The sequence below is a fragment of the Simiaoa sp. genome (assembly GCF_051972595.1).
In the GTDB taxonomy this organism is placed as follows: domain Bacteria; phylum Bacillota; class Clostridia; order Lachnospirales; family Lachnospiraceae; genus Acetatifactor; species Acetatifactor hominis.
Window position 1 is genome coordinate 23,033 of the sequence record NZ_JBOKRY010000014.1, and the last position, 24,513, is coordinate 47,545.

Annotated in this window: 19 protein-coding genes; 16 read left to right on the plus strand and 3 right to left on the minus strand. The window is 48.9% G+C overall.

The genetic code is table 11. The annotated features are described in order from the left end of the window. Positions 1 to 30: 30 nt before the first annotated feature. Positions 31 to 792, minus strand: coding sequence for a DUF6062 family protein (locus ACTRDR_RS07070; protein WP_440526652.1), 762 nt, complete (start codon positions 790 to 792; stop codon positions 31 to 33). 191 nt (positions 793 to 983) lie between these two features. On the opposite strand from ACTRDR_RS07070, the gene ACTRDR_RS07075 reads away from it, so the two are divergent. The 3 genes from ACTRDR_RS07075 (at position 984) to ACTRDR_RS07085 (ending at position 4,815) form a co-directional block, all read left to right on the plus strand. Continuing rightward, on the plus strand, positions 984 to 2,330 hold the full coding sequence (locus ACTRDR_RS07075) for an MBOAT family O-acyltransferase (protein WP_440526653.1): 1,347 nt from the start codon (positions 984 to 986) through the stop codon (positions 2,328 to 2,330). Positions 2,331 to 2,353: 23 nt separating this feature from the next. After that, entirely contained in the window at positions 2,354 to 3,307 is a 954-nt protein-coding gene (locus ACTRDR_RS07080) for a GDSL-type esterase/lipase family protein (protein ID WP_440526654.1), read from the plus strand. A gap of 140 nt (positions 3,308 to 3,447) precedes the next feature. Further along, positions 3,448 to 4,815, plus strand: a complete 1,368-nt coding sequence (locus ACTRDR_RS07085; RefSeq protein ID WP_176862072.1) for a solute carrier family 23 protein — start codon at positions 3,448 to 3,450, stop codon at positions 4,813 to 4,815. 157 nt (positions 4,816 to 4,972) lie between these two features. Here the strand turns inward: ACTRDR_RS07085 and aroA are convergent, their stop codons facing one another. Further along, positions 4,973 to 6,313, minus strand: coding sequence for a 3-phosphoshikimate 1-carboxyvinyltransferase (aroA, locus tag ACTRDR_RS07090; RefSeq protein WP_440526655.1), 1,341 nt, complete (start codon positions 6,311 to 6,313; stop codon positions 4,973 to 4,975). A gap of 404 nt (positions 6,314 to 6,717) precedes the next feature. On the opposite strand from aroA, the gene cysK reads away from it, so the two are divergent. The 6 genes from cysK (at position 6,718) to ACTRDR_RS07120 (ending at position 12,435) form a co-directional block, all read left to right on the plus strand. After that, positions 6,718 to 7,656 (plus strand): cysteine synthase A, encoded by a 939-nt coding sequence (cysK, locus tag ACTRDR_RS07095; protein WP_440526656.1) that lies wholly within the window; start codon positions 6,718 to 6,720, stop codon positions 7,654 to 7,656. A 123-nt stretch (positions 7,657 to 7,779) separates the two neighbouring features. Then, positions 7,780 to 8,790: a methionine ABC transporter ATP-binding protein gene (locus ACTRDR_RS07100; RefSeq protein ID WP_440526657.1), complete on the plus strand. Its 1,011-nt coding sequence runs from the start codon at positions 7,780 to 7,782 to the stop codon at positions 8,788 to 8,790. After that, positions 8,780 to 9,442: a methionine ABC transporter permease gene (locus ACTRDR_RS07105; RefSeq protein ID WP_117464845.1), complete on the plus strand. Its 663-nt coding sequence runs from the start codon at positions 8,780 to 8,782 to the stop codon at positions 9,440 to 9,442. The genes ACTRDR_RS07100 and ACTRDR_RS07105 overlap by 11 nt, the downstream gene beginning before the upstream one ends. Before the next feature lie 86 nt (positions 9,443 to 9,528). Continuing rightward, complete coding sequence (locus ACTRDR_RS07110) at positions 9,529 to 10,434, plus strand: MetQ/NlpA family ABC transporter substrate-binding protein (RefSeq protein ID WP_440526658.1); 906 nt, start codon at positions 9,529 to 9,531, stop codon at positions 10,432 to 10,434. Between the two features lie 276 nt (positions 10,435 to 10,710). After that, on the plus strand, positions 10,711 to 11,151 hold the full coding sequence (locus ACTRDR_RS07115; RefSeq protein ID WP_176862090.1) for an Rrf2 family transcriptional regulator: 441 nt from the start codon (positions 10,711 to 10,713) through the stop codon (positions 11,149 to 11,151). A gap of 378 nt (positions 11,152 to 11,529) precedes the next feature. After that, positions 11,530 to 12,435 (plus strand): DegV family protein, encoded by a 906-nt coding sequence (locus ACTRDR_RS07120; protein WP_440526659.1) that lies wholly within the window; start codon positions 11,530 to 11,532, stop codon positions 12,433 to 12,435. An 8-nt stretch (positions 12,436 to 12,443) separates the two neighbouring features. On the opposite strand, the gene ACTRDR_RS07125 is transcribed toward ACTRDR_RS07120, so the two are convergent. Next, a complete protein-coding gene (locus ACTRDR_RS07125) occupies positions 12,444 to 13,307 on the minus strand; it encodes an HAD-IIA family hydrolase (RefSeq protein WP_440526660.1) in 864 nt (287 codons plus the stop codon). Between the two features lie 378 nt (positions 13,308 to 13,685). On the opposite strand from ACTRDR_RS07125, the gene ACTRDR_RS07130 reads away from it, so the two are divergent. The 7 genes from ACTRDR_RS07130 (at position 13,686) to ACTRDR_RS07160 (ending at position 24,384) form a co-directional block, all read left to right on the plus strand. Continuing rightward, complete coding sequence (locus tag ACTRDR_RS07130; protein ID WP_440526661.1) at positions 13,686 to 14,129, plus strand: SseB family protein; 444 nt, start codon at positions 13,686 to 13,688, stop codon at positions 14,127 to 14,129. Positions 14,130 to 14,149: 20 nt separating this feature from the next. Next, a complete protein-coding gene (locus tag ACTRDR_RS07135) occupies positions 14,150 to 14,839 on the plus strand; it encodes a hypothetical protein (protein ID WP_440526662.1) in 690 nt (229 codons plus the stop codon). 36 nt (positions 14,840 to 14,875) lie between these two features. Beyond that, on the plus strand, positions 14,876 to 15,628 hold the full coding sequence (locus ACTRDR_RS07140; RefSeq protein WP_440526663.1) for an exodeoxyribonuclease III: 753 nt from the start codon (positions 14,876 to 14,878) through the stop codon (positions 15,626 to 15,628). Between the two features lie 24 nt (positions 15,629 to 15,652). Beyond that, positions 15,653 to 19,087, plus strand: a complete 3,435-nt coding sequence (addB, locus tag ACTRDR_RS07145) for a helicase-exonuclease AddAB subunit AddB (RefSeq protein WP_440526664.1) — start codon at positions 15,653 to 15,655, stop codon at positions 19,085 to 19,087. A 152-nt stretch (positions 19,088 to 19,239) separates the two neighbouring features. Next, complete coding sequence (gene addA, locus ACTRDR_RS07150) at positions 19,240 to 23,124, plus strand: helicase-exonuclease AddAB subunit AddA (RefSeq protein WP_440526665.1); 3,885 nt, start codon at positions 19,240 to 19,242, stop codon at positions 23,122 to 23,124. 107 nt (positions 23,125 to 23,231) lie between these two features. Next, positions 23,232 to 23,579: a helix-turn-helix domain-containing protein gene (locus tag ACTRDR_RS07155; protein ID WP_249326578.1), complete on the plus strand. Its 348-nt coding sequence runs from the start codon at positions 23,232 to 23,234 to the stop codon at positions 23,577 to 23,579. Further along, positions 23,569 to 24,384, plus strand: coding sequence for an ImmA/IrrE family metallo-endopeptidase (locus ACTRDR_RS07160; protein WP_440526666.1), 816 nt, complete (start codon positions 23,569 to 23,571; stop codon positions 24,382 to 24,384). The genes ACTRDR_RS07155 and ACTRDR_RS07160 overlap by 11 nt, the downstream gene beginning before the upstream one ends. Positions 24,385 to 24,513 lie beyond the last annotated feature (129 nt).

Consider the following 24,513-nt stretch of genomic DNA (forward strand, 5'->3'; position numbering starts at 1 on the left):
TTTGCATCATAATTTTGAAGGAAATGATAATTATTTAGACATCTTATAGGCGGGATCTGCGGGATATCCGCCTTTTAATTTCTGCATGCCGCGCTGGATGGCATCTTTGGAGTTCTTCCAGTCGGCGTCCTTATTTCGGTAATCGAATTTCTCCACCAGCCAGGATACATCCTCAGAGATTCGCTGCATGTTCGCTTCCATGACGGGCAGGAGGCCGTCGTAGAATTCCTGCTTTTCCTTATCGGAGAGCTTGCGGTCGGCGGCTTCGCAGAGGTCTCCGAAGTGAGGCAGGCAGAAGCCTTTGCCGTCTTTTATTTTTTTACGGAAGCTGTCATCATTTTTCCACAGATAGAAAAAGGTGTCCAGGTATCTTTCATAAGTATCCTTGTACTGGGAACAGATATAGCAGGAGTCCTCTTTTGCACGGATCCACATACCGATGGTATTTTCACTGCCCTCGGCTTTTTTGAATTTTCCCAGAAGAGAACTTTTTCCGGGGCGGAAGGAAACAAATTCCTGCTGCATTTCCCGGATCATACGCTGATAGTGCGTTTTCAGGATCCAGGCGTTGCCCAGGGTATTGCCATAGTCAAACATCTTCTGAAAATGATAGCGGCAGAAGCCTGCTTTGTCGGTCTGCTCTCTGATATCTGCTTCCATATAGGAGGAGCCGGAGCCTAAGACGAAGTCCAACAGATCCTGCTCGATACTTCTGTGGATGAAGCAGAAAGGACATTCGTCCTGTGCGTTGACGGCATCGTTTAAGGGGATGGTATATAACTGTTCTTTCATAGGAAATATCCTTTCTCGATCGTTGTTATATCTATTGTATACGAAGCCGGAAAAAATTGCAAAAAGATTAAGCAGTTGTAAAATATTGTCATTTAAAATTAAGAATTGTTTAGTTGTAATACCCTGTGTTTCAAGCTACTATGATATAAAGAACAGAATTAGTAATAGAAAACAGAAAGATGTGATTTATTTTGATATTCAGCAGTATTGAATTTCTGCTGTGGTTCCTGCCGGTTTTTCTGATCGTCTACGGAATCACACCTTCTAAATACAGAAACCTGACGCTGCTTGTGGGAAGCATTGTTTTTTATGCCATGGGAGATGCAGGAAATCTTGCACCTTTGATGATTTCCGTCTTATGTAATTATTTTATCGGGCTGCATCTGGCAAAGCGCAGCCCCAGGACGTTATGGCGCAAGAGGCTGTTGTTCGTGACAGCATTGAGTATTAACATTGGCATTCTGATCTGGTTTAAGTGCCGGGGAGGTTCTGCGGGACTTCCTCTGGGGATCAGTTTTTATACCTTTCAGATATTGTCTTATCTGATCGATGTATATCGCGGAGATGCAGATAGGGAGTATTCTTTTTTAAAATTTGCAACTTATGTGGTCATGTTTCCGAAGCTGATCTCCGGCCCCATTACCCGTTATGGTGAGGTGAAATACAGCCTGTACAACAGGACTTTTACTATGCAGGGACTGGAGGACGGCATGAAGCTGTTCATCTTAGGACTGGCTGCCAAGGTGCTTTTGGCGGATCGCGTGGGGATATTGTGGCATGAGGTACAGGTCACGGGATTTGAGAGTATTTCCACACCGCTTGCATGGCTGGCGGCAATCGCCTATTCCATGGAGATTTACTTCGACTTCTGGGGATATTCTCTGATGGCAATGGGGCTGGGCAGAATGCTTGGGTTTGAACTGCCGGTGAATTTCCGAAGACCCTATATGGCGAGAGGCGTGAGAGATTTCTACCGCAGATGGCATATGACACTGGGGCAGTGGTTCTGCCGGTATGTTTATATCCCGTTGGGCGGTAGCAGACAGGGTGAGATACGCACGATTTTTAACCTGTTTGCGGTATGGATATTAACTGCATTCTGGCATGGCACCGGCTGGAACTTTTTCTGCTGGGGCGGATTGCTCTGGATCTGTATTGTACTGGAACGGCAGCTGGGAAGATTAAAATTCGTACATAAAATGAAAGTACTGCCGCACATTTATCTGTGGCTGATCATTCCCGTAAGCTGGATGTGCTTTGCCATTACGGATCTGTCACAGCTGAGGGTCTATCTGGATAAAATGCTGTGGTTGGTACCGGGGATCAGCGGCGGCTATGAGGATGCGTGGAAAGCATTGTCTACCTACGGCGGGCTGTTAGCCGTATCCGGGCTGGCATGTACACCGGTAATCGAAAAGTTGTATAATTACGGTAAGGATAAGATCCTGATGAAAATATTGCTGGCAGCGGTATTCTGGTATTGCGTCTGGAGACTTATATTAGAGGGAAATAACCCATTTATGTACTTTAGTTTTTAGAAAATCTGGATAGGATAGGAAATATGTTACAGAAACTACGACAATGGATAAGAAAATTATCCTTTCCCATCAGTCTGCTGCTTATGGGAGTCCTGTTTTTTACATGGACGGACAACTGGCAGGTGTATACGGATCCACTTCGGGAATTGTATAACAGGGGTGTGCAGCTGGCGGCCGGTGCCCGGATGGGTCAGGCATCGGAGCCCGGACAACAGGATGGAACCGTATCGGGGGATACGGTCCCGGAAGGCACAGAAGATCCCGCAGGGGAAAGTCGGACACCAGCAGCGGGAGAGACATCGGCAGACACGCAGACAGAGACAATGACAACGGAGGAACCACAACCGACAGAGCCTTCGGAAGAACTGCCCAAGGAAGTGGTCTACCATACGGTGGATGACAGCTATTTTGCTGATGCTCTGTTCATCGGGGATTCCCGGACAGTGGGAATGTATGAATACGGTGGCCTGGAAGAGATATCCACATTTTATGCCTCTACCGGACTTACGATTTATAAGATGTTCGATTCGAAAATAGTAGCGGTGCCTGGGCAGAAGAAAAAGATCACGGTGGAAGAAGCACTATCCGAGAAGCAGTTTGCCAAAATCTATCTGATGATCGGTATTAATGAGATGGGAACCGGTACGGTGGAATCCTTCATGAAGGCTTACGGGGAGGCAGTACAGCATTTGCAGCAGCTGCAGCCCGATGCGGTGATCTACCTGCAGGCAATCATGAAGGTGACCACGGAGCGCTCCGGGCAGGGAGACTATATTACCAATGAAGGCATCGAAGCCAGGAATGAAGAAATCGCGAAGCTTGCGGACGATGAGAAGATTTTTTATCTGGATGTGAATCCGCTGATCTGCGATGAGACCGGGGGAATGGTGGCATCCTATACTTATGACGGAGTGCACCTGAAGGCCCAGTATATTCCCATCTGGCTGGACTTTTTGAAAGAACATGCAGTGGAATAAATTTTTTCTTGACTGTGGAACGATGAAAAGCTATCATGTAACTAATAAGGTCACATAGGTGTGGGCAGGTAGAGGACTATCTGCCTATCTCTATGCGGCAAATATTACAAGTCACATGTCTATGACACAGGAGGAGAAAAATGAGCGAGAAGACTACACTCGGCGAAAATGGCATTTACGATGCCAGATCCTTGGGCGTGCCCAAGATGCTTCTGCTGGGACTTCAGCACATGTTCGCAATGTTCGGTGCTACCATTCTGGTACCCATGCTGACAGGTCTGGATGTTTCCACAACTTTGTTATTTGCAGGTCTGGGAACTTTATTGTTCCATCTGCTGACCAAGAGAAAGGTACCCGCATTCCTGGGTTCTTCCTTTGCTTTCTTAGGTGGTTATGCCGCGATCGCACCTATGGCAGACGGTGCGGATAATTCCGCATTGCTTCCTTATGCCTGCTTTGGTGTTGCCTGTGCAGGTCTGCTGTACCTGGTATTATCCCTGTTGATCAAGATCTTCGGTACTGGCAAGGTAATGCGTTTCTTCCCGCCCATCGTAACCGGACCTATCATCATTGCCATCGGTCTGACACTGTCCCAGTCCGCTATCAACAACTGTTCCGCAGACTGGCTGATCGCAGTGGTCGCTATTGCACTGGTAGTGATCTGCAATATCTGGGGTAAGGGAATGGTGAAGATCGTTCCGATCATCATCGGTGTTGTCGGTTCTTATGTGCTGGCAGCTATCTTAGGCCGTGTGGATTTCACGCCTGTTGCGGAAGCTGCATGGATCGGACTTCCCATCCATTGGAATGAGACCGCTTTCTGGGCACTGTCCGACGGCAACACTTCTCTGTTAATTACTTCCGTGATCACCATTATGCCGATCGCCCTGGCTACCATGGTAGAGCATATCGGAGATATCTCCGCTATTTCTTCTACTGTTGGTATCAACTATATCAAGGAGCCCGGATTGCATCGTACGCTGTTAGGTGATGGTCTGGCTACCATTATTGCATCCCTGTTCGGCGCTCCTGCGAATACCACTTACGGTGAGAACACCGGTGTACTGTCTCTGACCAAGGTATTCGATCCCAGAGTTATCCGTATTGCAGCAGGCTTCGCTGTACTGTTCTCCTTCTCTCCGAAGGTAGCAGCATTGATCGGATGTATGCCTACCGCTACCTGCGGTGGTGTATCCCTGGTACTGTACGGTATGATCTCTGCAGTCGGTGTCCGTAACATCGTAGAGACTCAGGTAGACTTTACCAAGAGCCGTAACGTTATCATCGCCGCTCTGATCCTGGTACTGTCCATCGGTATCAACTACAGTGCAGCAGGCGCTATCGCATTCCACATCGGCGAGATCACCATCAGCCTGTCCGGACTGGCAGTAGGTGCGCTGACCGGTATTATCCTGAATGCAATATTGCCCGGTAAGGATTATAAGTTCGATGAGGACAAGCCCGATGACACCGGCGTATGCTTCGCAGTAAAGGGTCAGGAGAACTAAGACATTTTTGCTGAAAACAGCATAAACTGAACAAAGAAAGTAAGAGAGAGTATCCATGGCAGGAGAATAGGGCTGTGGATACTCTTTTTTTCAGTTTGCGTGCCCATGACGCGCAAACTAAAAAGGAGCCCACGCATGGACTCCTCCGGCTGTGCGCCTAAACTTCTGATATCTCTGCGATCACTTGGTCAAGTACTTCAAAATAGTTCTCGAAGGTCTTGCGGCAGCATCCGGGATCGTCGATCACGATGCCCTCCGTGCGCAGTCCGGTGAGGGCAAAGCCCATAGCCATGCGGTGGTCATCGTAGGTTGCTATGGTGCAGGGGCGCGGAGAACCGGGATAGATGGTGATGCTGTCCTGCGTCTCTTCGCAGCGGATGCCCATACGGGTCAGTTCTGTACAGATGGCATGGATACGGTCACTCTCCTGGAAACGGATGTGTCCGATGCCTGTGATACAGGTGGGGCTGTCGGCAAACGGTGCGATGGCTGCCAGTGTGATCGCCTGGTCGGAACAGGAGGACATGTCCACCGTGATACCATGGAAAGCGGGAGCCTGCGCCCCGGCGTCCGGCAAAACGGCAGGAGGCAGCAGGAGGACGCCTTTCTCCGTATCCTGTGCGGTACATCCCATTTTCTCTAAGATACGCAGGAATTCCACATCTCCCTGCAGACTTTCAAAATGCACATGCTCCACACAGACCGGGATCCCCATTAGCGGTACCATGGCATAGAAATAACAGGCAGCGGAGACATCCGGCTCAATCTGATAATCTAATGCTTTATAATGCTGACCGGCGGGAATACGGAACTGATCCGGGGCGGAGCGCTCCACGCAGACACCGAACTGCTCCATCATCTTCTGTGTCATTTCGATATACGCCATCCCGTGGGTACCCTCTACCTGAATCGTAAAATCTTCCGAAGACAAAGTAGAAGCAATCAACAGCGCACTCAAAAACTGACTGCTGTGCCCGATATCAATGGAGATATGATCCTGTCCGAATCCATGAGCGGTCAGCGTAAAAGGAAAATGTCCCTCTTCTCCTTCACAGCGGATCTCACATCCAAGCTCTTCCAAAGAAGACAGAAGAGGTGCCATCGGACGCTTCCTCATCTGCTCCGAAGCATCCATATGAAAAACACCTTCCGAGACACCTAACGCAGCCGTCAGAAAACGCGCTGCCGTTCCCGCACTTCCCACATTTAACGCAGCTTCTCCACAGGGAACCTTTCCTCCCAGTCCTTCTACCGTGACGATACAGCTCTCCTCATCCACCGTCGTCTTAAATCCAAGATCCTGCACACACTTAAGAAAATGCCTCGAATCATCCGAGAACAACACCCCGCGCAGCGTCGACTTTCCCTCCGCCAGCATCGCCAGAAGGAGACTGCGGTTCGTGATACTCTTAGACCCCGGTACCCGGACTGAGAGAGGTTCAGTCGTTTTTTTGATATCACTATATATAGTAGGAACGCGGTAAATGTTATTTGCCATGGATGGTGTTTCCTTCCTTGCTTCTTTTAAATATAAAATCATCGAGATAACCGAGTAGCTGACATTGGGGTAAGGGCAAGCAGACTCTAAGCAGGCGTCGGTACCATAGCGTCCCAAGGGACGCATTGCGTGGGTATTATCCACGCTTATGTACCGCTACGCGCTGCGTCCGTAAGCGAATCGTGCTAAAGCACGCGCGGGTCTGCGGCTCTTAACCCCAATGGAGGCTACGTGTTGATTATTAAATCATACCATTTTCCATTCCACGGCACAACTCTCAAAAATTTTTAAAAATAATGGTTGACATTCCTAGCGGAATAGTATAGTATAAATCCATAACATCCATATCAGATAAGTAGGAAATAAAAACAAACATAATTTTCAAGTTTAAGGAGGATTCTATTATGAGCAAGATTTACACATCCGCAACCCAGCTGATCGGACATACACCCCTTTTAAAGGTAACAAACTACCTGAAGGACCAGAACATCGAAGGGGTAGAACTGTTAGCAAAGCTGGAGTACTTCAATCCCGCAGGAAGCGTTAAGGACAGAATTGCACTGGCAATGATCGAAGATGCCGAGAAGAAGGGTATTTTAAAAGAAGGTTCCACCATCATTGAACCCACCTCCGGCAACACCGGTATCGGCCTGGCAAGTGTGGCTGCAGCCAAGGGTTACAGAACCATTCTTACACTTCCCGAGACCATGAGTGTGGAGCGTCGTAACCTCCTGAAGGCATACGGTGCAGAGTTGGTACTGACTGAAGGCGCCAAGGGTATGAAGGGTGCTATCGCCAAGGCAGAAGAGCTGGAGAAGTCCATCCCTGGCGCTGTGATCCTCGGACAGTTTGATAATCCCGCGAACCCTGCCGCACATGCAGCTACCACCGGCCCCGAGATCTGGGAAGACACCGATGGAAAGGTTGACATCTTCGTAGCAGGTGTAGGTACCGGCGGAACCGTGACCGGCATTGGCACTTATTTAAAATCCAAGAATCCGGGTGTGAAGATTGTAGCAGTAGAGCCTGCAGATTCTCCCGTACTTTCCGGCGGACAGCCCGGACCTCATAAGCTGCAGGGTATCGGTGCAGGATTCGTTCCTTCCGTTCTGAATACCGGCATCTACGATGAGGTATTCACCGTTACCACAGACCAGGCATTTACCACCGGCCGCCTGATCGCCCATAAGGAGGGTATCCTCGTGGGAATTACCTCCGGCGCCGCTCTGTACGCAGCAGCACAGATCGCAAAACGACCTGAAAATGCAGGCAAAACAGTCGTAGCATTGCTTCCTGACTCCGGTGACAGATACCTGTCCACCCCGATGTTCGCAGAAGCTTAAGACGAAATTTACAGAACTGGACAGACTTGCATTCTTGTGTTAGAATGTATGGCATGGTACTAGGAATTCAAGGAATTCGCGCTTTTCTCCCCTTAAAAGCACGAACCTGGAATGGAGGAACTTATGGAACCGATCATTCAGATCAAGAATGTAACAAAAACTTTTATTGGTAAAGATAATCAGGTAGAAGCCTTAAAGGGTATCAGCCTGGATATCAACAAGGGAGACATCTACGGCATCATCGGTATGAGTGGTGCCGGAAAATCTACCCTGGTACGCTGCCTGAACTATCTGGAGAAGCCCACCACGGGAACCGTAGTCGTAGAAGATCAGGATCTTTCGACACTGACTGAGGCAGAACTTCGTAAGGTTCGTACAGGCATCGCAATGATCTTTCAGCATTTTAATCTGCTCATGCAGAGAAGTGTTCTGGACAATGTATGCTTCCCCATGGAGATCGTGGGTGTGAAGAAACAGGCGGCCAGAAAGCGCGCTATGGAACTGCTCGAGATCGTGGGACTGAAGGAAAAGGCAGACTCCTATCCTTCCCAGCTCTCCGGTGGACAGAAGCAGCGTGTGGCAATCGCAAGAGCTCTTGCCAATACGCCGAAGATCCTGCTGTGTGACGAGGCGACCAGTGCGCTGGATCCCACGACGACCAAGGAGATCCTGAAATTATTACAGGACATCAACAAACAGTACGGCATCACCATCGTGATTATCACGCATGAGATGGCTGTGGTACAGGAGATCTGTTCCCATGTAGCCATTATCGATGCCGGAGAACTGGCAGAGCATGGTACGGTGGAGGAGGTATTTTCCAGACCCCAGTCCCAGGCAGCCAGAAAGCTGGTGTTCATGGTGGATCCCAAGGCGAAGGAAATGTCCGGCAAACGCTGCATCCGCATTGTTTTCACCGAGAATTCTTCTTTCGAGCCTGTGATCGCCAATATGGTGCTGGAGTGCAAGGCTCCCGTCAACATCCTGTTAGCGGATACCAAGGACATCGGTGGTATCGCCCATGGACAGATGATCTTACAGCTGCCGGAGGATGAACTGGCAGCGAACAAGATGATCCATTATTTACAGGAGAGAAAACTGGAAGTGGAGGAGCTGAAAGACTATGTGGGATAATGCAACGATTATGATGCTGGTGGAAGGCACCTTTGTTACTTTGTATATGACCCTTGTTTCCACATTTATGGGGTATGTACTCGGACTTCCTATGGGAATTGCCCTGGTGATTACCGCACCGAAGGGACTGCGTCCGAACAAGATCATTTATAAGATTCTGGATGTGATCGTCAACATTGTGCGAAGCATTCCGTTTTTGATTTTGTTGATCATGATCATCCCTTTGACCCGTATCATTGTAGGAAAGAGCTACGGCCCGACGGCTACCATCGTTCCTCTGACTCTGGCAGCGGCACCGTTCATTGCCAGAATGGTGGAATCTTCTCTGTTGGAGGTAGATCACGGAGTGATTGAAGCAGCACAGAGCATGGGAGCTAACCTGTGGACGATCATCTGGAAGGTTATGCTGGCAGAATCCAGAACCTCATTGCTTGTGAATGCGACCATTGCACTGGGAACGATCTTAGGCTACTCCGCTATGGCAGGTGCCGTAGGTGGAGGCGGACTCGGTGATATTGCGATCCGATACGGTTATTATCGTTACCAGACCGATATTATGCTGGTGACAGTAGTATTGTTGGTACTGTTGGTACAGCTGCTGCAATATATCGGAATGACGATTTCCAAGAAATTGGATAAGAGAACCCGTTAGGGAAAACGAAAAGATTGAGGCAGATGTAAGGCATCTGATTCAATAGATTAAAATTTTTTACCAAAAGATTTAGGAGGAGAAGTATTATGAAAAAGAAAGTGATTGCTTTGATTGCAGTTGCAGCATTGTCCGTGAGCGCACTGACCGGCTGCGGCAGCAACGACACAGCTGCTCAGACCAGCGAGGCAGCTGTAACAACAGCTAACCAGGAAACCACTGCCCAGACTACCGAGGCAACAGAAAGCAAGGAAGTAGCTGACACCGATACCACTATCAAGGTAGCTGCAAGTGCAGTACCTCATGCAGAGATCCTGGAGGCAGCAAAGCCTCTGTTAGCGGAGCAGGGTTATACTCTGGAGATTCAGATTTTTGATGACTATGTACAGCCTAATTTAGTAGTAGAGTCCGGTGATTTCGATGCAAACTACTTCCAGCATATCCCTTATCTGGAGAGCTTCAACGAGGAGAAGGGTACTCATCTGGTAAATGCCGGCGGTATCCATTACGAGCCTTTCGGACTGTATCCCGGAACCGAGACCAGCTTAGACAACATTGACAATGCAACCATCGCAGTACCCAACGATACCACCAACGAGGCACGTGCTCTGTTACTGTTACAGGATAACGGTTACATCACCCTGAAGGATGGTGTGGGTCTGACCGCTACTATTAAGGATATCGTTGAGAACCCTCACAACATCACCTTCGTAGAGCTGGAAGCAGCACAGGTTCCCAGAACCCTTCCCGAGGTATCCTTCGGTGTCCTGAACGGTAACTACGCTATGGAAGCAGGCCTGACTGTTGCAGAGGATGCTCTGCTGTATGAGAGCGATGATTCCGAAGCAGCCGCTACTTATGTAAATGTAATCGCTGTTAAGGAAGGCAACGAGAATCTGCCTAAGATCAAGGCGCTGGTAGATACCCTGAAGTCCGATGAGATCAAGCAGTTCATCAACGAAAATTATAATGGTGGCGTTATCCCTTACAAGTAAAGTGTAACGGATTTGCATGTAATACAACATAAGTAATGCGAAAATACGGAGAGCATTCCGTGGGATGGGAGGAGATTTCTCTGAACAGAGTTCGATTGGGTGCTCTCCAGATTTTTCTGCTGTTTCCACAAATCCTATATGAACTATGGGAAAAGAAAAATAAGGTAGAATCTGTGGAAAGCGCAGAAAGATTGGAGCAGTTTGAACCGCTTTGGCTTAAGCCGGCTGATATGAAAAGCAAAACAGAGCAGGAGAATGCTCGGAAATGAGGATAGGATGAAAATTTCAACCAAAGGAAGATATGCAGTACGTGTCATGCTGGATCTGGCATTGAACAACAACGGAGAGTGTATCAAGGTAAAAGAAATTGCTGCCAGACAGGGAATTTCCGAAAAGTATCTGGAGCAGATCATTGCTGTGTTGAATAAGGCAGGATATGTGAAGAGCGTCCGTGGTGCCCAGGGCGGTTATCGCATTGCCAAAGACCCGGCAGATTATACGGTGGGAATGATCCTGCGGCTGACAGAAGGATCCCTTGCACCGGTGGCCTGCCTGGAAGACGGTGCGGACATCTGTGAACGCTGCGATACCTGTGAGACCCTGGAGGTATGGCAGGAGCTGTATGATGCGGTGAATAAAGTAGTGGATGGCGTGACGATCGCAGATCTGGTGGAACGACGCAACAAGCGCCTGGAGAATCTGGATTACTCCATATAACATGATATCAGAGTCAAAAGGTCTAAGCCCACATAAGAATTGACAGCAGCCCGGCAGGTTTCCTGCCGGGCTGCTGTCTGTTTGCAGAGAATGAAAGGGGGTCATTCCTGCAGAAAAATGTCAACCAAGAGAATGAATGGTTAACAACTTTAGTATATCGGGAGAAGAACCTATTGTCAACGAAAGTCTGACAAAGGTTGACACCCTTTCATCGACAAATATCGCGTGAAACAAATTTTGAAATTGATATAGTTACAAAAACTACATCAAACGATATAAAATACCACGAAATGAAATGCAACACTAAAAACTCATTGCTTTTTACCCTACAACGTGGTAAGCTAAACTCTGAAAAGAAGCAGAAAGGTGTATGCGAGAATGAGCGAAGCATTTCATATTATATCAGACGGTTCCTGCGATCTTCCCATGGAGCTTACCAAAGAGAAAAATATTACAGTAGTTCCCTTCTATGTATCTTTTGAAGAGGGAAAATATCAGAAGGAAATGGTAGAGATCGGTGTACGTGAATTCTATCAGAAAATGGTGGATCATCCGGATGTATATCCCAAGTCCTCTATGCCGTCCGTACAGGATTACCTGGATGCATTTCTGCCTTATGTCAAAGCAGGAACCCCCATTATCTGTATCTGTATTACGACCAAATTCAGCGGCTCTATGCAGTCCGCACTGAATGCGAAGGCGATTCTGGAAGAGGAATATCCCGAAGCACAGATCTATGTCTGCGATTCCACAGTGAACACTGTTCTTCAGGGAATCTATGTACTGGAAGCTGTAAGGCTCAGAGATGCAGGTGCAGGATATCAGGAGAGCATTGACCGCCTGAATGAGATCAAGAGCTCCGGAAGAATCTTTTTCACGGTCGGAAATATGGAATACTTAAAGCATGGTGGACGCATCGGCAAAGTAGCAAGTGTAGCAGGAAGCCTGCTTGGCATCAAGCCTATCATCACCTTAAAAGAAGGCGAGATCTTCCCCTCCGGTATCGGCAGAAGCCGCCGCAAGACCGTGGACAAGACTATCGACCTGCTGCTGGCATATCTGGCAGAGGAGAAGGCAGATATTGCAGATTACAGTATTTGCATAGGATATGGCTACGATAAGGAAGAAGCCGTGGAGTTTAGGGATAGACTGGTAAGCAGACTGAAGGAGAAGGGATACGACATCGACACCATTCCCATTTTCCAGATCGGTGCTACCATCGGCGTACACACCGGACCTTATCCGCTGGGAATCGGTGTCGTGAAGAAATCCATTAGAGAGTAACATTCCATTTATTCTTTGCAGGCATCTAACAGCTCCTGCACATTTTCAAAAGCATAATCCGGCAGGTATTGGGTATTCGGCTCCCCCTCGGGAGTCAGAATATCCTTTTTTTGTGCCTCGCCGGTGAAAAGGACACAGGTGTCTACGCCGCCGTTGATGCCGCAGGCAATATCAGTGTACAGGCGGTCACCCACCACCAGAGTCTCTTCGGGGGTGAAACCGGATACCTTTAGGCATAAGTTTACGACTTCTTTGCTGGGTTTGCCTAAGTAAATGGGCTGCTTATCGGTGGTAGCGGTGATCATATCACAGATCGCACCGCAATCGGGAATAAATCCGAAGTCGATGGGGCAGCGCAGATCCGGATTGGTACCGTAGAAGGGAACGTCCTGGGTGAATAAAACCTTGCAGACTTCCGTAAGCTTGCCGTAATTTAATTCACTGTCGTAGGCAACCACCACACAGTCGATATTCTCTTCGCAGACCTCGGTGACATGAAGTCCATTTTTTCTCAGTTCGGCGACGAAGGAAGCAGTTCCCAGTACGAAGATCTTTTTTTCTGCATAATTTTCCTTCAGAAAACGCAGCGTCATATAGCCGGAGGTGATGAACTGATCCTCTGTGCTATCCAGGTGAAACGCATCGTGGAATTTCTTCACATAGTCCAGTCCGCTTTTCGTGGAATTGTTGGTAATGTAATAAGCCCTGCCACCGATGGCATTGATATAGCGGATCAGCTCCGCACTGCCTTCGTACAGGGTATCGCCCACGGCAATCGTTCCGTCAATGTCGAACAGGAAAAGCTTTTTATTTTTCAGACGAGCCAGTTTAGCGGCATCGCTGTATCTATGCTTCGGGTCAAAAGTGTTCATAATGGTCCTCATTTCTGAGCTTAAAATGCTCAGGTTCATGTTAGCAATGAATGTAGTCACTGTCAAGGAAAAGACAGCGCGCGGAGGAAAAATGTGCGGAGGGAAAATGTGCGGAGGGAAAATGTGCGGAGGGAAAATGTGCGGAGGAAAAATGTGCGGAGAGAAAATGTGTGAAGGGAAAATGCGCGAAGGAAAAATGTGCGAAGGGAAACGTAAGTGGAATTGCGTAAGCATTTATGGTATGATAGCCATAGGCATGAGCTGTGCTGCCCGTGTCCCTTATGTAATCAGGCAACTTGCAGACAAGATTGCGTAAGAATATGGGAAACAGGGTGAAGCAGCTTAACGACTACAAATAAAAAGGACAACATTACTGTTATGGATGAAAAGAAGGATAAAGGTTTACAGGGAAATGAAAAAATAGAAGAGGCAATTCTGGCATTACAGCAGGAGCCCACGGAAGAGCTTCTGGCACACGCCCTGACGGTGGTGCGCAGACGGATGCGGGAGCAGGGGCAGTTCATCGTGGCGGTGGAACCGCCTTCCGCAGATGTGAAAGAAGCGGTGATGCAGGCTGCCGGAACCGCTATGCGCTTACAGGCGGTGCAGACCTCAGATGGGAAAAAATGGTGGTCGGCGTTTACCGGCTTTGAAGAAGAATTGAAGGGAAGCGGCAGTGTGATGTCTACGTTTCTCACGGATATGGAGCAGCTGTTCCGTATGACGCTGAACGTAGACGGCATTGAAGGCGTAATCCTGAATCCCTGGAACCGGACATTGATGTTGGACAAGCAGCTTCTCCGTATCATTCTCGGAGAATAACAAAAAAGGAGAATCAGAGCATGACAGAAAGCTATGAACTGCAGGTGCTGTTCACGGAGGAAGAGCGGAACACTTACGCCGACTGGGGTATCAAAAAAGAGAAAGTACTGATACCATTTGCCATAGCGACAATCCTGATCTATGTGATGACGGCAGCATTTGTCGTAATGAAAGTCTGGGGCGTACGGGACAGTGATCATGTGTTGTTCCAGATGCTGGTACTGGGCGACTGGATCCCGGAACTGACGGGAGTGCTGGCGGTCCTCATGACGATCCTGCTGCTGGGGCCGTTAAATTTTATACTGGACAAAATATGGAAAAAACCGGCAGAACCTATGACCCTGATCATAGAACCCGAAGGAACGAACGTGAAGATTCGTAAGGCTCAGACCGGCAGAGAAGAGAATCTGAAGAATCGGAAGATGGCGACGGAGACGGAGAGCTATCCGCTGACACAGTTGTTCGCTTTCTTAAATCCGGAGGACAACACCATCTGTTATCAGAAAAAATGGTACACAATTGGTGAAAATACCATAGAAAACATATATCCTGCAAATTACAGACATCCCTGGATGGATCACCCGGAAAATAAAGCAAGCGCAATCACAGATGTGCAGAGGCTTACGGAGATTCTGAAAGGGTACGAAGCGTCCCTGGAGGCTGTCCGCAAGGAGCGGGAATGGCTGGAAAAGCATGGCGGACAGGTATAGCAGATAGAGTAGATAAAATAAGAAAGAGGAATAAGCATGAAATTTATATCGTGGAATGTAAACGGACTGAGAGCCTGCATGCAGAAAGGCTTCTTAGATTTTTTTAAACAAATAGACGCAGATATTTTCTGCTTACAGGAGACTAAATTACAGGAGGGACAGATTGACTTAGATCTGCCCGGATATCACCAGTACTGGAACTATGCGGAGAAAAAGGGCTATTCCGGTACCGCCATTTTTACCAAGGAGGAACCCTTGCAGGTGACTTACGGCATCGGCGTGGAAGAGCATGACCATGAGGGGCGCGTGATCACCGCAGAATATCCGGAATTTTATTTCGTGACAGTCTATGTACCCAATGCCCAGCAGGAATTAAAGCGCCTGGATTACCGGATGCAGTGGGAAGCGGATTTCCTGGCGTATCTGAAGAAGCTGGAAGAGAAAAAGCCGGTGATCTATGCCGGAGACCTGAATGTTGCGCATCAGGAGATCGACCTGAAGAATCCGAAGACGAACCGCGGCAATGCGGGATTCAGCGACGAGGAGCGCGCCTGTTTCTCCAAAGTACTGGAAAACGGATTTATCGATACCTTCCGCTATTTTTATCCGGACCAGACCGGAATCTACTCCTGGTGGTCATACAGATTCCAGGCGAGGGCGAAAAATGCCGGATGGAGAATTGACTATTTCGTGGTATCGCAGTGCCTGCAGGACAGACTGGCGGATGCGAAGATCCACACGGAAGTACTGGGATCGGACCATTGCCCGATCGAGCTTGATTTACAATAGGCAGAAGACTGCAAAAGGAGACCTATGAGCTTACGTTTCTATTTCGGACCATCCGGGTCCGGCAAGAGTCACAGAATCTATGAAGAGATCATGCAGCGGGCGGTGCAGGAGCCGGGGAGGAATTTCCTGATCATCGTGCCGGATCAGTTCACCATGCAGACCCAGAAGGATCTGGTCATGCGCAGTGACAGAGGTGGCATCCTGAATATCGATGTCTTAAGTTTCGGACGACTCAGCCATCGTATCCTGGAGGAAGTAGGAACGAAGGAAATGCCCGTATTGGATGACACCGGTAAAAGTCTGGTGCTGCAGAAGATCGCAGCAGATCTGAAGGAGCAGCTGCCTGCCATGGGAAGCCTGTTGCATAAGCAGGGCTATATCCATGAGGTAAAAAGTGCTATCTCTGAGTTTATGCAGTACGGCATCAGCACACAGGACATGGATAAGCTGATCGCCAGCGCCGAAAAAAGGGGCGCACTGGCAATGAAGCTCAGAGACTTAAAGACGCTGTACCGGGGATTTCAGGATTATATCAGGGATCATTTTATCACCACGGAGGAGACACTGGATGTGCTGCGCAGATCCCTGGCAAAGTCCAAGATCCTTCCGGACAGTGTGGTAGTATTCGACGGATTCACGGGATTTACTCCCATACAGAACCGACTGATCCAGGAACTGATGCGGGTGTGCGCGGAGACCATAGTCACCGTGACTATCGGCGCGGAAGAAGACCCGTACCAGCCGGACGGCGAGCAGAAGCTGTTCCACTTAAGTAAAAAGACGGTGGCGGATCTGGTGAAGCTGGCGGCGGAAGCAGAGGTGGAGCGGGGGGAAGATGTCTTTGTCAAAGGCGGCATCAACCGATTCACCCAGGCTCCGGCGTTATGCTATCTGGAGCAGAATCTGTTCCGGTACCAGTATGAGCCCTACACGGAAAAGCAGCAGGAGCTTTGCATGTTTGAGGCACTTTCTCCCAGAGAGGAAGTCCATCAGACAGCATTGTATATCCGGAAGCTGATCCGGGAAGAAGGACTTACTTACCGGGATATTGCCGTGGTCATCGGTGACCTGGAGGGGTACGCATCCTATGTGGAGACAGAATTCGGGCAGCTGGAGATTCCCTGCTTTATAGACCGGACCAGAGGGATCGTCTTAAATCCCATGATCGAATATATCAAGAGCGCGCTGCAGTTGTATATTAAGGATTTTTCCTATGACACAGTGTTTCATTTTCTGCGAAGCGGCATGGTGGACATTTCCAGAGAGGAGATCGATGAACTGGAAAACTATGTGATCCGCACCGGAGCGAGAGGGTATCGTACTTACAGCAGGCTGTTTACCCGCAGGACGGAAGAAATGCAACAGGGTAGTGGGCAGGACGACACAGAGCGGGCGGAAGAGACCCTGGAGCGTCTGAACCGTATCAGGCAGCAGTTTGCGGATACCGTGGAGATTCTGCATATGGCTCCCCGGGCAAAAGCCGGCGAGTATGTGGATCATCTGTATGATTTTTTAGAGCAGAATCAGGTACAGCAAAAGCTTTTGAATTATCAGCAGCAGTTCGAGCAGGAGGGCGACCTGGCAAAAGCCCGGGAATATGCACAGATCTACCGCCTGGTCATGGATCTGCTGGATCAGATCTATGGGCTGTTGGGGGAGGAAGAAATATCGTTACAGGAATTTGCGGATATCCTGGATGCCGGATTCGGCGAGATCACAGTAGGTACGATTCCGCAGAATGTGGATCGTATTGTGGTGGGTGATATGGAGCGGACCCGTTTAAAGCAGGTTAAAGTACTGTTTTTCCTGGGGGTAAATGACGGAAATATTCCGAAGAATGCCTCCAAGGGCGGCATTATCTCCGATATGGACAGAGAATTTTTAATAGAGTCCGGAACAGAAATGGCACCGAGTCCCAGGCAGCAGATGTACATTCAGAGATTGTATCTGTATCTGAATATGACGAAACCCTCAGAACGGCTGTATCTGTCTTATGCCAAGGTAAACAGTGATGGAAAGGGAATCCGTCCGTCCTACCTGATCGATACGGTACGGAAGCTTTTTCCGCAACTTGCGGTGGAATATCCCCAGAACCGCAGCCGTATCGAGCAGATCGAGGGCAGACAGGAAGGCGCCAGGTATCTGGCGGAGGAACTGCGGGAATATGCGGACGGAACGCTGCAGGAAGAGGAACGGCAGGATTTTTATCTCATGTACCGTGCCTACGAAGCGGATGCAGAGGGCAGAGACCGTCTGACTGCGGCAGCATTTAGAAGATATAAGGAGAGCGGTCTGTCAAGAATCGTGGCGAGAGCACTGTACGGCAGGCAGCTGGAGAACAGTGTGAGCCGCTTGGAGACTTACGCCGCCTGTGCCTGCAGGCATTTTCTGCAATACGGTCTGTCCCTGCGGGAGCGGGAAGAATTCGGCTTTGAAGTGTCGGATATGGGTAATATTTACCATGCGGTATTAGAAAATTTTGCAGGAAAACTTGCAGAATCCAACCTGACATGGTGGAATTTTTCCGAAGATTTTGCATTAAAAACGGTCAAAGAATCGGTGGAAGCATACGCAGCAACTTACGGAGAGACAGTATTATACAGTTCTGCAAGGAATGAATATGCCATTACACGTATGAGCAGGATCCTGACCCGGACGGTGCTGACCTTGCAGCAGCATCTGAAGCAGGGAAGCTTTCAGCCGGATGACTATGAGCTGTCCTTCCGGTTCGCGGAGGATCTGGACAGTATTCATGTGGACCTGTCCGAAGAAGAGAAGATGCACCTGCAGGGACGTATTGACCGTATTGATGTATCGGAGGACGCGGAGCATGTCTATGTTAAGGTCATCGATTACAAGTCCGGCAATAAGAAATTCGACCTGGCGGCATTGTATTACGGACTGCAGTTACAGCTGGTGGTCTATATGAATGCGGCAATGGAGCTGGAGGGCAGAAAGCATCCGGACAAGGAGATCGTGCCGGCAGCGCTTTTATACTATCACATCGATGATCCTACCATAGAGACACCGGTGGAACTGTCGGACGAGCAGATCAATGAGCAGATCCTTGCGAAGCTTCGGATGAACGGTGTGGTGAACAGTGATCCCGAGGTCGTGGAACGGCTGGACCATTACTTGCAGGATAAATCTGCAGTCATTCCGGTGGAGAAGAAAAAGGACGGAAGCTTCAGTGCCAGGTCCGGAATCTTAAGCCGGGAGGAGATGCAGTTGGTATCTGCTTACGTGGATGCGAAGATCCGGGATATCGGCAGGGAGATCCTGGATGGTAAAATAGTGGCAAACCCTTACGAGAAAGGGAATGAGGAAGCCTGCACGTACTGTGCCTATAAAAAAGTCTGTGGCTTCGACGGCAGTATCCCGGGGTATGAGAAGAGACAGCTGGAGGATCTGGATAAGCAGACGCTGATGCAGCGGATGCAGGAGACGGTGGAAGCGTAGGGCAAAAGGTGCCCGGTGGGAGTGCATGTCCGTCAGAAAGCATGAAGAAAAGTGCCTGCCGCACGTAGAAACAGGGTGACAGGATAGAGACAGGATGGCAGGATAGAGATAGGATAAAGATAGGATAAGAGAATCAGGAACAGAGGTAGTATATGGGAATGAAATTCACCCCGGAACAGCAAAGGGTAATCGAACTGCATAACAGTAATATTCTGGTATCGGCGGCCGCGGGAAGTGGTAAAACGGCAGTGTTGGTGGAACGTATCATCCGTATGATCTGTGACGGAGAACATCCGGCGGATATCGACAGACTGCTGATCGTGACATTTACCAATGCCGCCGCAGCGGAAATGCGGGAACGTATCGCAGCCGGAATCGCCGCAAGACTGGAGGCGGATCCCGGCAACGAGCATATCCAGAAGCAGTCTGCACTGTTGCATAATGCGCAGATCACCACTATCGACAGCTTCAGTCTGTTCCTGATCCGGAACCATTTTAATGAGATCGGACTGGATCCGGATTTCCGCGTGGCGGACGAGGGAGAGATCAAGCTGCTTCAGCAGGAAGTACTGGCGCAGCTTTTAGAGGATGCCTATGCAGGGAATTTTGTTCCGGAAGAGGTCCTGACATCCCGGGAAGGTCATGATAATGAAGAAACAGTTCCGGAAATGGGAGCACTGGAACAGTTCCACGCTTGTGTGGAGTATTTCTGCCCGGGAGGCAGGGAGAGCGTGCTGGAGCAGCATATCTTGAATCTGTCCCGCTATGCGGGAAGCTTTCCCTGGCCTGCGGAATGGCTGGAGGAACGCAAGAACGATTATGCGGCTGGTGATCTGGATGCACTGGTTCGCAGCGATTACGGACAATATCTGACGGAACGGGTGAACCGCACCGTGGAGGGATGCCTGGAAAAACTGCGGGAAGTGAAGCGGCTGTGTGAACTGCCGGATGGTCCGTATATGTACGGGGAACTGACTGATGCAGAGATCGAACAGCTGGAGAGACTTATAGACTGCAAGAACCTGGAGGAACAGGCTGCTAAGATTCCCGCCGTGACTTTCGCGCGGCTCCCTTCTAAAAAGGATGACAGTGTGGATCCCGCCAAACGGGAACTGGCAAAGGCAATCCGAAACAGTGTGAAGGATACCTTAAGTGACCTTTCAGAGAGCTATTTTAAGACCCCGTTAGAACTGGCAGTGGAGCAGGGAAAAGCCTGCAGAGAGCCGCTTCGGATGCTGCTTGACCTGGTATTGGAATTCGACAGAAGGCTCCTTGCTGCCAAGCAGGAGAGACATCTGATCGACTTTTCCGATATGGAGCATTATGCGCTGCAGATCCTGTTAAAGCGGGAAAAAGTGGAAGAAACCGGCGGCACAGGAACGGATCACGCCGAAACGAAATATCGTATTGTGCCAAGTGACGTTGCAATGGAGTACCGCCAGTATTTTCAGGAGATCCTTATTGATGAGTACCAGGACAGTAACCTGGTGCAGGAGTATCTGTTAAGCGCTATCTCCGGGGAAGCTGAGGGACATTACAACCGCTTCATGGTAGGCGATGTGAAGCAGAGCATCTACAAATTCCGTCTGGCGAGACCGGAACTGTTTCTGGAAAAATACGACACTTATCAGGAGACCGGGGATCTGTGCCGGATCGACCTGGCAAAGAACTTCCGAAGCCGTATCCAGGTGGTGGATGCGGTCAATGGTGTATTTTCCCGGATCATGAGCAGGGAGATCGGCGGGATCGCCTATGATGACAAGGCGGCACTGTATCCAGGGGCAACCTATCCTGCTGCGGAGGATCCTGCGTACGGCAGTGAAGCTTTGCTGATCCGCAAGCCGGAAAAGGGAGAGCGCGAAGAGAGCGGCATCGGAGAGCAGCATGCCGAGGGTGCGGGAGTCCTTGTGGATTACGACAATGTACGCCAGCTGGAAGCACTCGCCATTGCTGCCCGTATAAAGCAGTTGAAGGGCAGTCTGAAGGTCATGGAGAAGTCCACGGGAGAACTTCGCCCGGTGCGATATTCGGATATGGTCATCCTACTCCGTACTACCAGCGGCTGGGATGAAGAATTCAAAAAGATACTGGAACAGCAGGGAATCCCTGTCTACATCACATCTAAGACCGGATATTTCGGGGCACTGGAGGTGCAGGAGCTGTTGCAGTTTTTACGGGTGCTGGACAATCCAAGGCAGGATATCCCGCTGTTTGGCGTGATGCAATCCGTCTTCGGTGGATTCACCCAGGAAGAGATCGCGCAGATCCGCAGTGGCGGGGAAGGGCATTCCAGAAAACGGATGACATTATATGAAGCACTGAAGGAAGTGGCGAAGAGCGGTCGGACGGTGGAAGAGGGAGAAGAGACATCAGCGGGCGAAAGCGCTGGGGAAGAAACAGAGCTTTCACAAAAGGCAGATACCTTCTTACAACGGATTGGCCATTACCGTGACCGGACTCCTTTCACCTCGATCCGTGACCTGTTGCAGCGGATACTTGACGATTATGATTATCTGAATTATGTGACGGCACTTCCCGCCGGCAGCAAGCGCCGCGCGAATGTGGAGATGCTGCTTACGAAGGCATCCGCTTTCGAGAAGACCAGTTATTTCGGACTGTTTCATTTTATCCGTTATATGGAGCAGCTGGAAAAATATGACGTGGATTACGGCGAGGCGGACACTCTGGATGAAAATGCAGATGTGGTCAGGATCATGAGTATCCACAAAAGTAAAGGACTGGAATTCCCGGTGGTGTTTGTCTCCGGACTGTCGAAACGTTTCAACATGCAGGATGCGAACCAATCCCTGATCGTGGACATGGATCTGGGGGTTGCGGTGGATTATGTGGATTCCGTACGACGTATTAAAAATAAGACCCTCCGCCGGGCGGTTCTGTCCGCAAAAATGAAGGAAGATAATCTGGCGGAGGAATTACGTGTGCTCTATGTGGCACTGACCCGTGCCAGAGAGAAGCTGATCTTAACAGCGGTATTGGACAAGGCTGACGAAAAGTGGGAGTTGGCGCAGATGACCGGACAGGAGAGGCTGACTTATCTGGATTTCTGTGAGGCGGGAAGCTATATGGATTTCCTGCTGCCGATCCTGCCGAAGACGGGAATTGCGGTGAAGACACTGAGAACGGAGGACCTGGCGGCAGAGGAGATCAGAGAGCAACTGCGCATGGGTGACCGCAGGGAGGAACTGCAGCGGGTAGCGGATGGGGAGGTACTTTTACCCGGAGATCCGGAAGAAAATGAGCGGAAGCTTATGCGTCTGCGGGAGCGTTTTGCTTATCAATATCCTCATCCCGGGTTACAGAAGTTGTATACCAAGACCACAGTGTCAGAGTTAAAAATCGCAGCCATGGCGGAGAAGGACGAAGCAGCTTTCCACACCTTTGAGGAAAAAGAAGTCGTTCCCTATATTCCGGCATTCCGCAGAGAGCAGGAAAAGGTCAGCGGAGCTGTCCGGGGAAGTGCTTTCCACCGTGTCATGGAGCTGTTGGATTTTACGTATGTATTTGTCGAATCGGGACTGTTTGAAAAATGCCCCGGAGATTATGAGACATACCGTAAGAGACTGGACGCGGAGAGACTTAAGAAGCGGTTGGAAGAATTCATACAGCGGGAAACGGTATCTTTACGCCTGACGGAGGAATATGCCAAAGCAGTCAGTCTGCCGAAGATCCTCAATTTTCTGGAACAGGAGCTGGCATACCGCATGTGGCGTGCGCAGGAGCAGGGGCTTCTATACAGAGAGCAGCCCTTTGTGCTGGGCATTGATGCGAAACGCCTGGATCCGGATCTGCCCGAGGAAGAAAAGGTGCTCATTCAGGGTATCATCGATGTCTTTTTCATAGAAGACGGTGAGATTGTTCTGCTGGACTACAAGACCGATGTGATCGACTCCCTGGAAGCCCTTTGGAACCGCTACAACGTTCAGATCCAGTACTATGAGGAAGCGCTGACGAAGCTGATGCAGATGCCCGTGAAGGAGCGGATCCTGTATTCCTTCTACTTAGAAAAGTATAAGTAAAAACTCAAAGTCAACGAAATGGAGAGCAAAATTCGATATAAGTAAATGAAATGTTGATTCTTTCCGCGGAACTTGTTATACTTACAATGGAAACGGAGGTTGAGACTATGTATGCTATGGAATTTGCACAGGTCGGAGAGAATATACAGCATCTTTTGGATGAGAGAGGTATGACACAACAAAATCTTGCGGAGGCATTGGGAATTTCCAAACAAGTCGTGAACAAGATTATAAAGGGGAATAAAGCTATTAATGTAAAGGAAATTGCAGAGATAGCACAGATACTGGGAGTTTCGGCGGATGATTTATTGATGGTAAGAGATACGAACACTGCACCTGACAGCTTAAGCTTTATGGGAACGGTACAGGATGAGGATACATTACAAAAGATCAACCGGATCAGAGAAGCAATCGATGAAATCCATATGTTGGAAGGGGTATTACATGACAAATGAATTGAATGAACTGGAAGTAAGAGAGATCAAGAATCTTGCAAAGGAAAAGTTGGGACTTTGCAGTAAAACGAATGATATTATCGGAACACAGATTTTTTCCATACTAAGTATGTATGCACGGGTAATCTATTATCCCCTGGGACAGGAGGCTCCATGGGGATTTACCCGAATCAGCGGTTCCAGAGACGATGCAGCTCTGGAAAAGCCTTTTGTAGCTATTAATTCGTCTATTTCTATGGATCGTCAAGTCTTTGCGGCAGCACATGAGTTATACCACATCTGGTTTGAACAAAATCCTGATATTTTACCGGCAGATTTATTAAATGAACAGAACAAAGAAGTGAATGAAAAAAAGGCAAATCGGTTTGCAGCAGAATTTTTGGTGAGTGAGCAGTTGCTTTGCCAGGAAATTGAACTTTATCAGATACAGGAAATTACAATTAAAAACATTTTGCAATTGGCCGCTTTATTTACTGTTCCTTACCGAACCATGGTAAAAAGACTGTATGAGATCAGACGGATTACAGAGGCACAGCAGATAATCTTTCTAAACGAGACAGAAGAAAGCATTGAGATATATTCCAGAAAATATTCTATTCTGAAACAGGCGGCAGATGAACGGGTAACATTGGATAATCTCACGGAACTTGCGGTGGAAGCTTATGAAAAGGGATATATCACTTATGAAAAGTTGGAATATTTATTGGAATTCAGTAATCTGATTCCGGCGGATCTGGGAATAAAAAAGAAGGATTCCTATGCTTTTCCCTCCGATGACGAACTTGCAGACATCATGGAGGAGTAGCGCATGATAGATAGATCGTAGATGCGGATTTGTGTATTAAATTAGGAGGAAGTGCAAAATATCGCTATCTTTATGATATTTTACCGATGGTTGCGGCACATATCTATATGCATACGCATGCACATGGGG

Coding starts and splice junctions, on each gene's coding strand:
- ACTRDR_RS07125 (WP_440526660.1), bottom strand. CDS start 13,307: ATGAACACTTTTGACCCGAAGCATAGATACAGCGATGCCGCTAAACTG.
- ACTRDR_RS07085 (WP_176862072.1), top strand. CDS start 3,448: ATGAGCGAGAAGACTACACTCGGCGAAAATGGCATTTACGATGCCAGA.
- ACTRDR_RS07105 (WP_117464845.1), top strand. CDS start 8,780: ATGTGGGATAATGCAACGATTATGATGCTGGTGGAAGGCACCTTTGTT.
- addA (WP_440526665.1), top strand. CDS start 19,240: ATGGGAATGAAATTCACCCCGGAACAGCAAAGGGTAATCGAACTGCAT.
- ACTRDR_RS07140 (WP_440526663.1), top strand. CDS start 14,876: ATGAAATTTATATCGTGGAATGTAAACGGACTGAGAGCCTGCATGCAG.
- ACTRDR_RS07135 (WP_440526662.1), top strand. CDS start 14,150: ATGACAGAAAGCTATGAACTGCAGGTGCTGTTCACGGAGGAAGAGCGG.
- ACTRDR_RS07160 (WP_440526666.1), top strand. CDS start 23,569: ATGACAAATGAATTGAATGAACTGGAAGTAAGAGAGATCAAGAATCTT.
- ACTRDR_RS07120 (WP_440526659.1), top strand. CDS start 11,530: ATGAGCGAAGCATTTCATATTATATCAGACGGTTCCTGCGATCTTCCC.
- ACTRDR_RS07110 (WP_440526658.1), top strand. CDS start 9,529: ATGAAAAAGAAAGTGATTGCTTTGATTGCAGTTGCAGCATTGTCCGTG.
- cysK (WP_440526656.1), top strand. CDS start 6,718: ATGAGCAAGATTTACACATCCGCAACCCAGCTGATCGGACATACACCC.
- ACTRDR_RS07130 (WP_440526661.1), top strand. CDS start 13,686: ATGGATGAAAAGAAGGATAAAGGTTTACAGGGAAATGAAAAAATAGAA.
- ACTRDR_RS07100 (WP_440526657.1), top strand. CDS start 7,780: ATGGAACCGATCATTCAGATCAAGAATGTAACAAAAACTTTTATTGGT.
- ACTRDR_RS07155 (WP_249326578.1), top strand. CDS start 23,232: ATGTATGCTATGGAATTTGCACAGGTCGGAGAGAATATACAGCATCTT.
- ACTRDR_RS07115 (WP_176862090.1), top strand. CDS start 10,711: ATGAAAATTTCAACCAAAGGAAGATATGCAGTACGTGTCATGCTGGAT.
- ACTRDR_RS07080 (WP_440526654.1), top strand. CDS start 2,354: ATGTTACAGAAACTACGACAATGGATAAGAAAATTATCCTTTCCCATC.
- aroA (WP_440526655.1), bottom strand. CDS start 6,313: ATGGCAAATAACATTTACCGCGTTCCTACTATATATAGTGATATCAAA.
- addB (WP_440526664.1), top strand. CDS start 15,653: ATGAGCTTACGTTTCTATTTCGGACCATCCGGGTCCGGCAAGAGTCAC.
- ACTRDR_RS07070 (WP_440526652.1), bottom strand. CDS start 792: ATGAAAGAACAGTTATATACCATCCCCTTAAACGATGCCGTCAACGCA.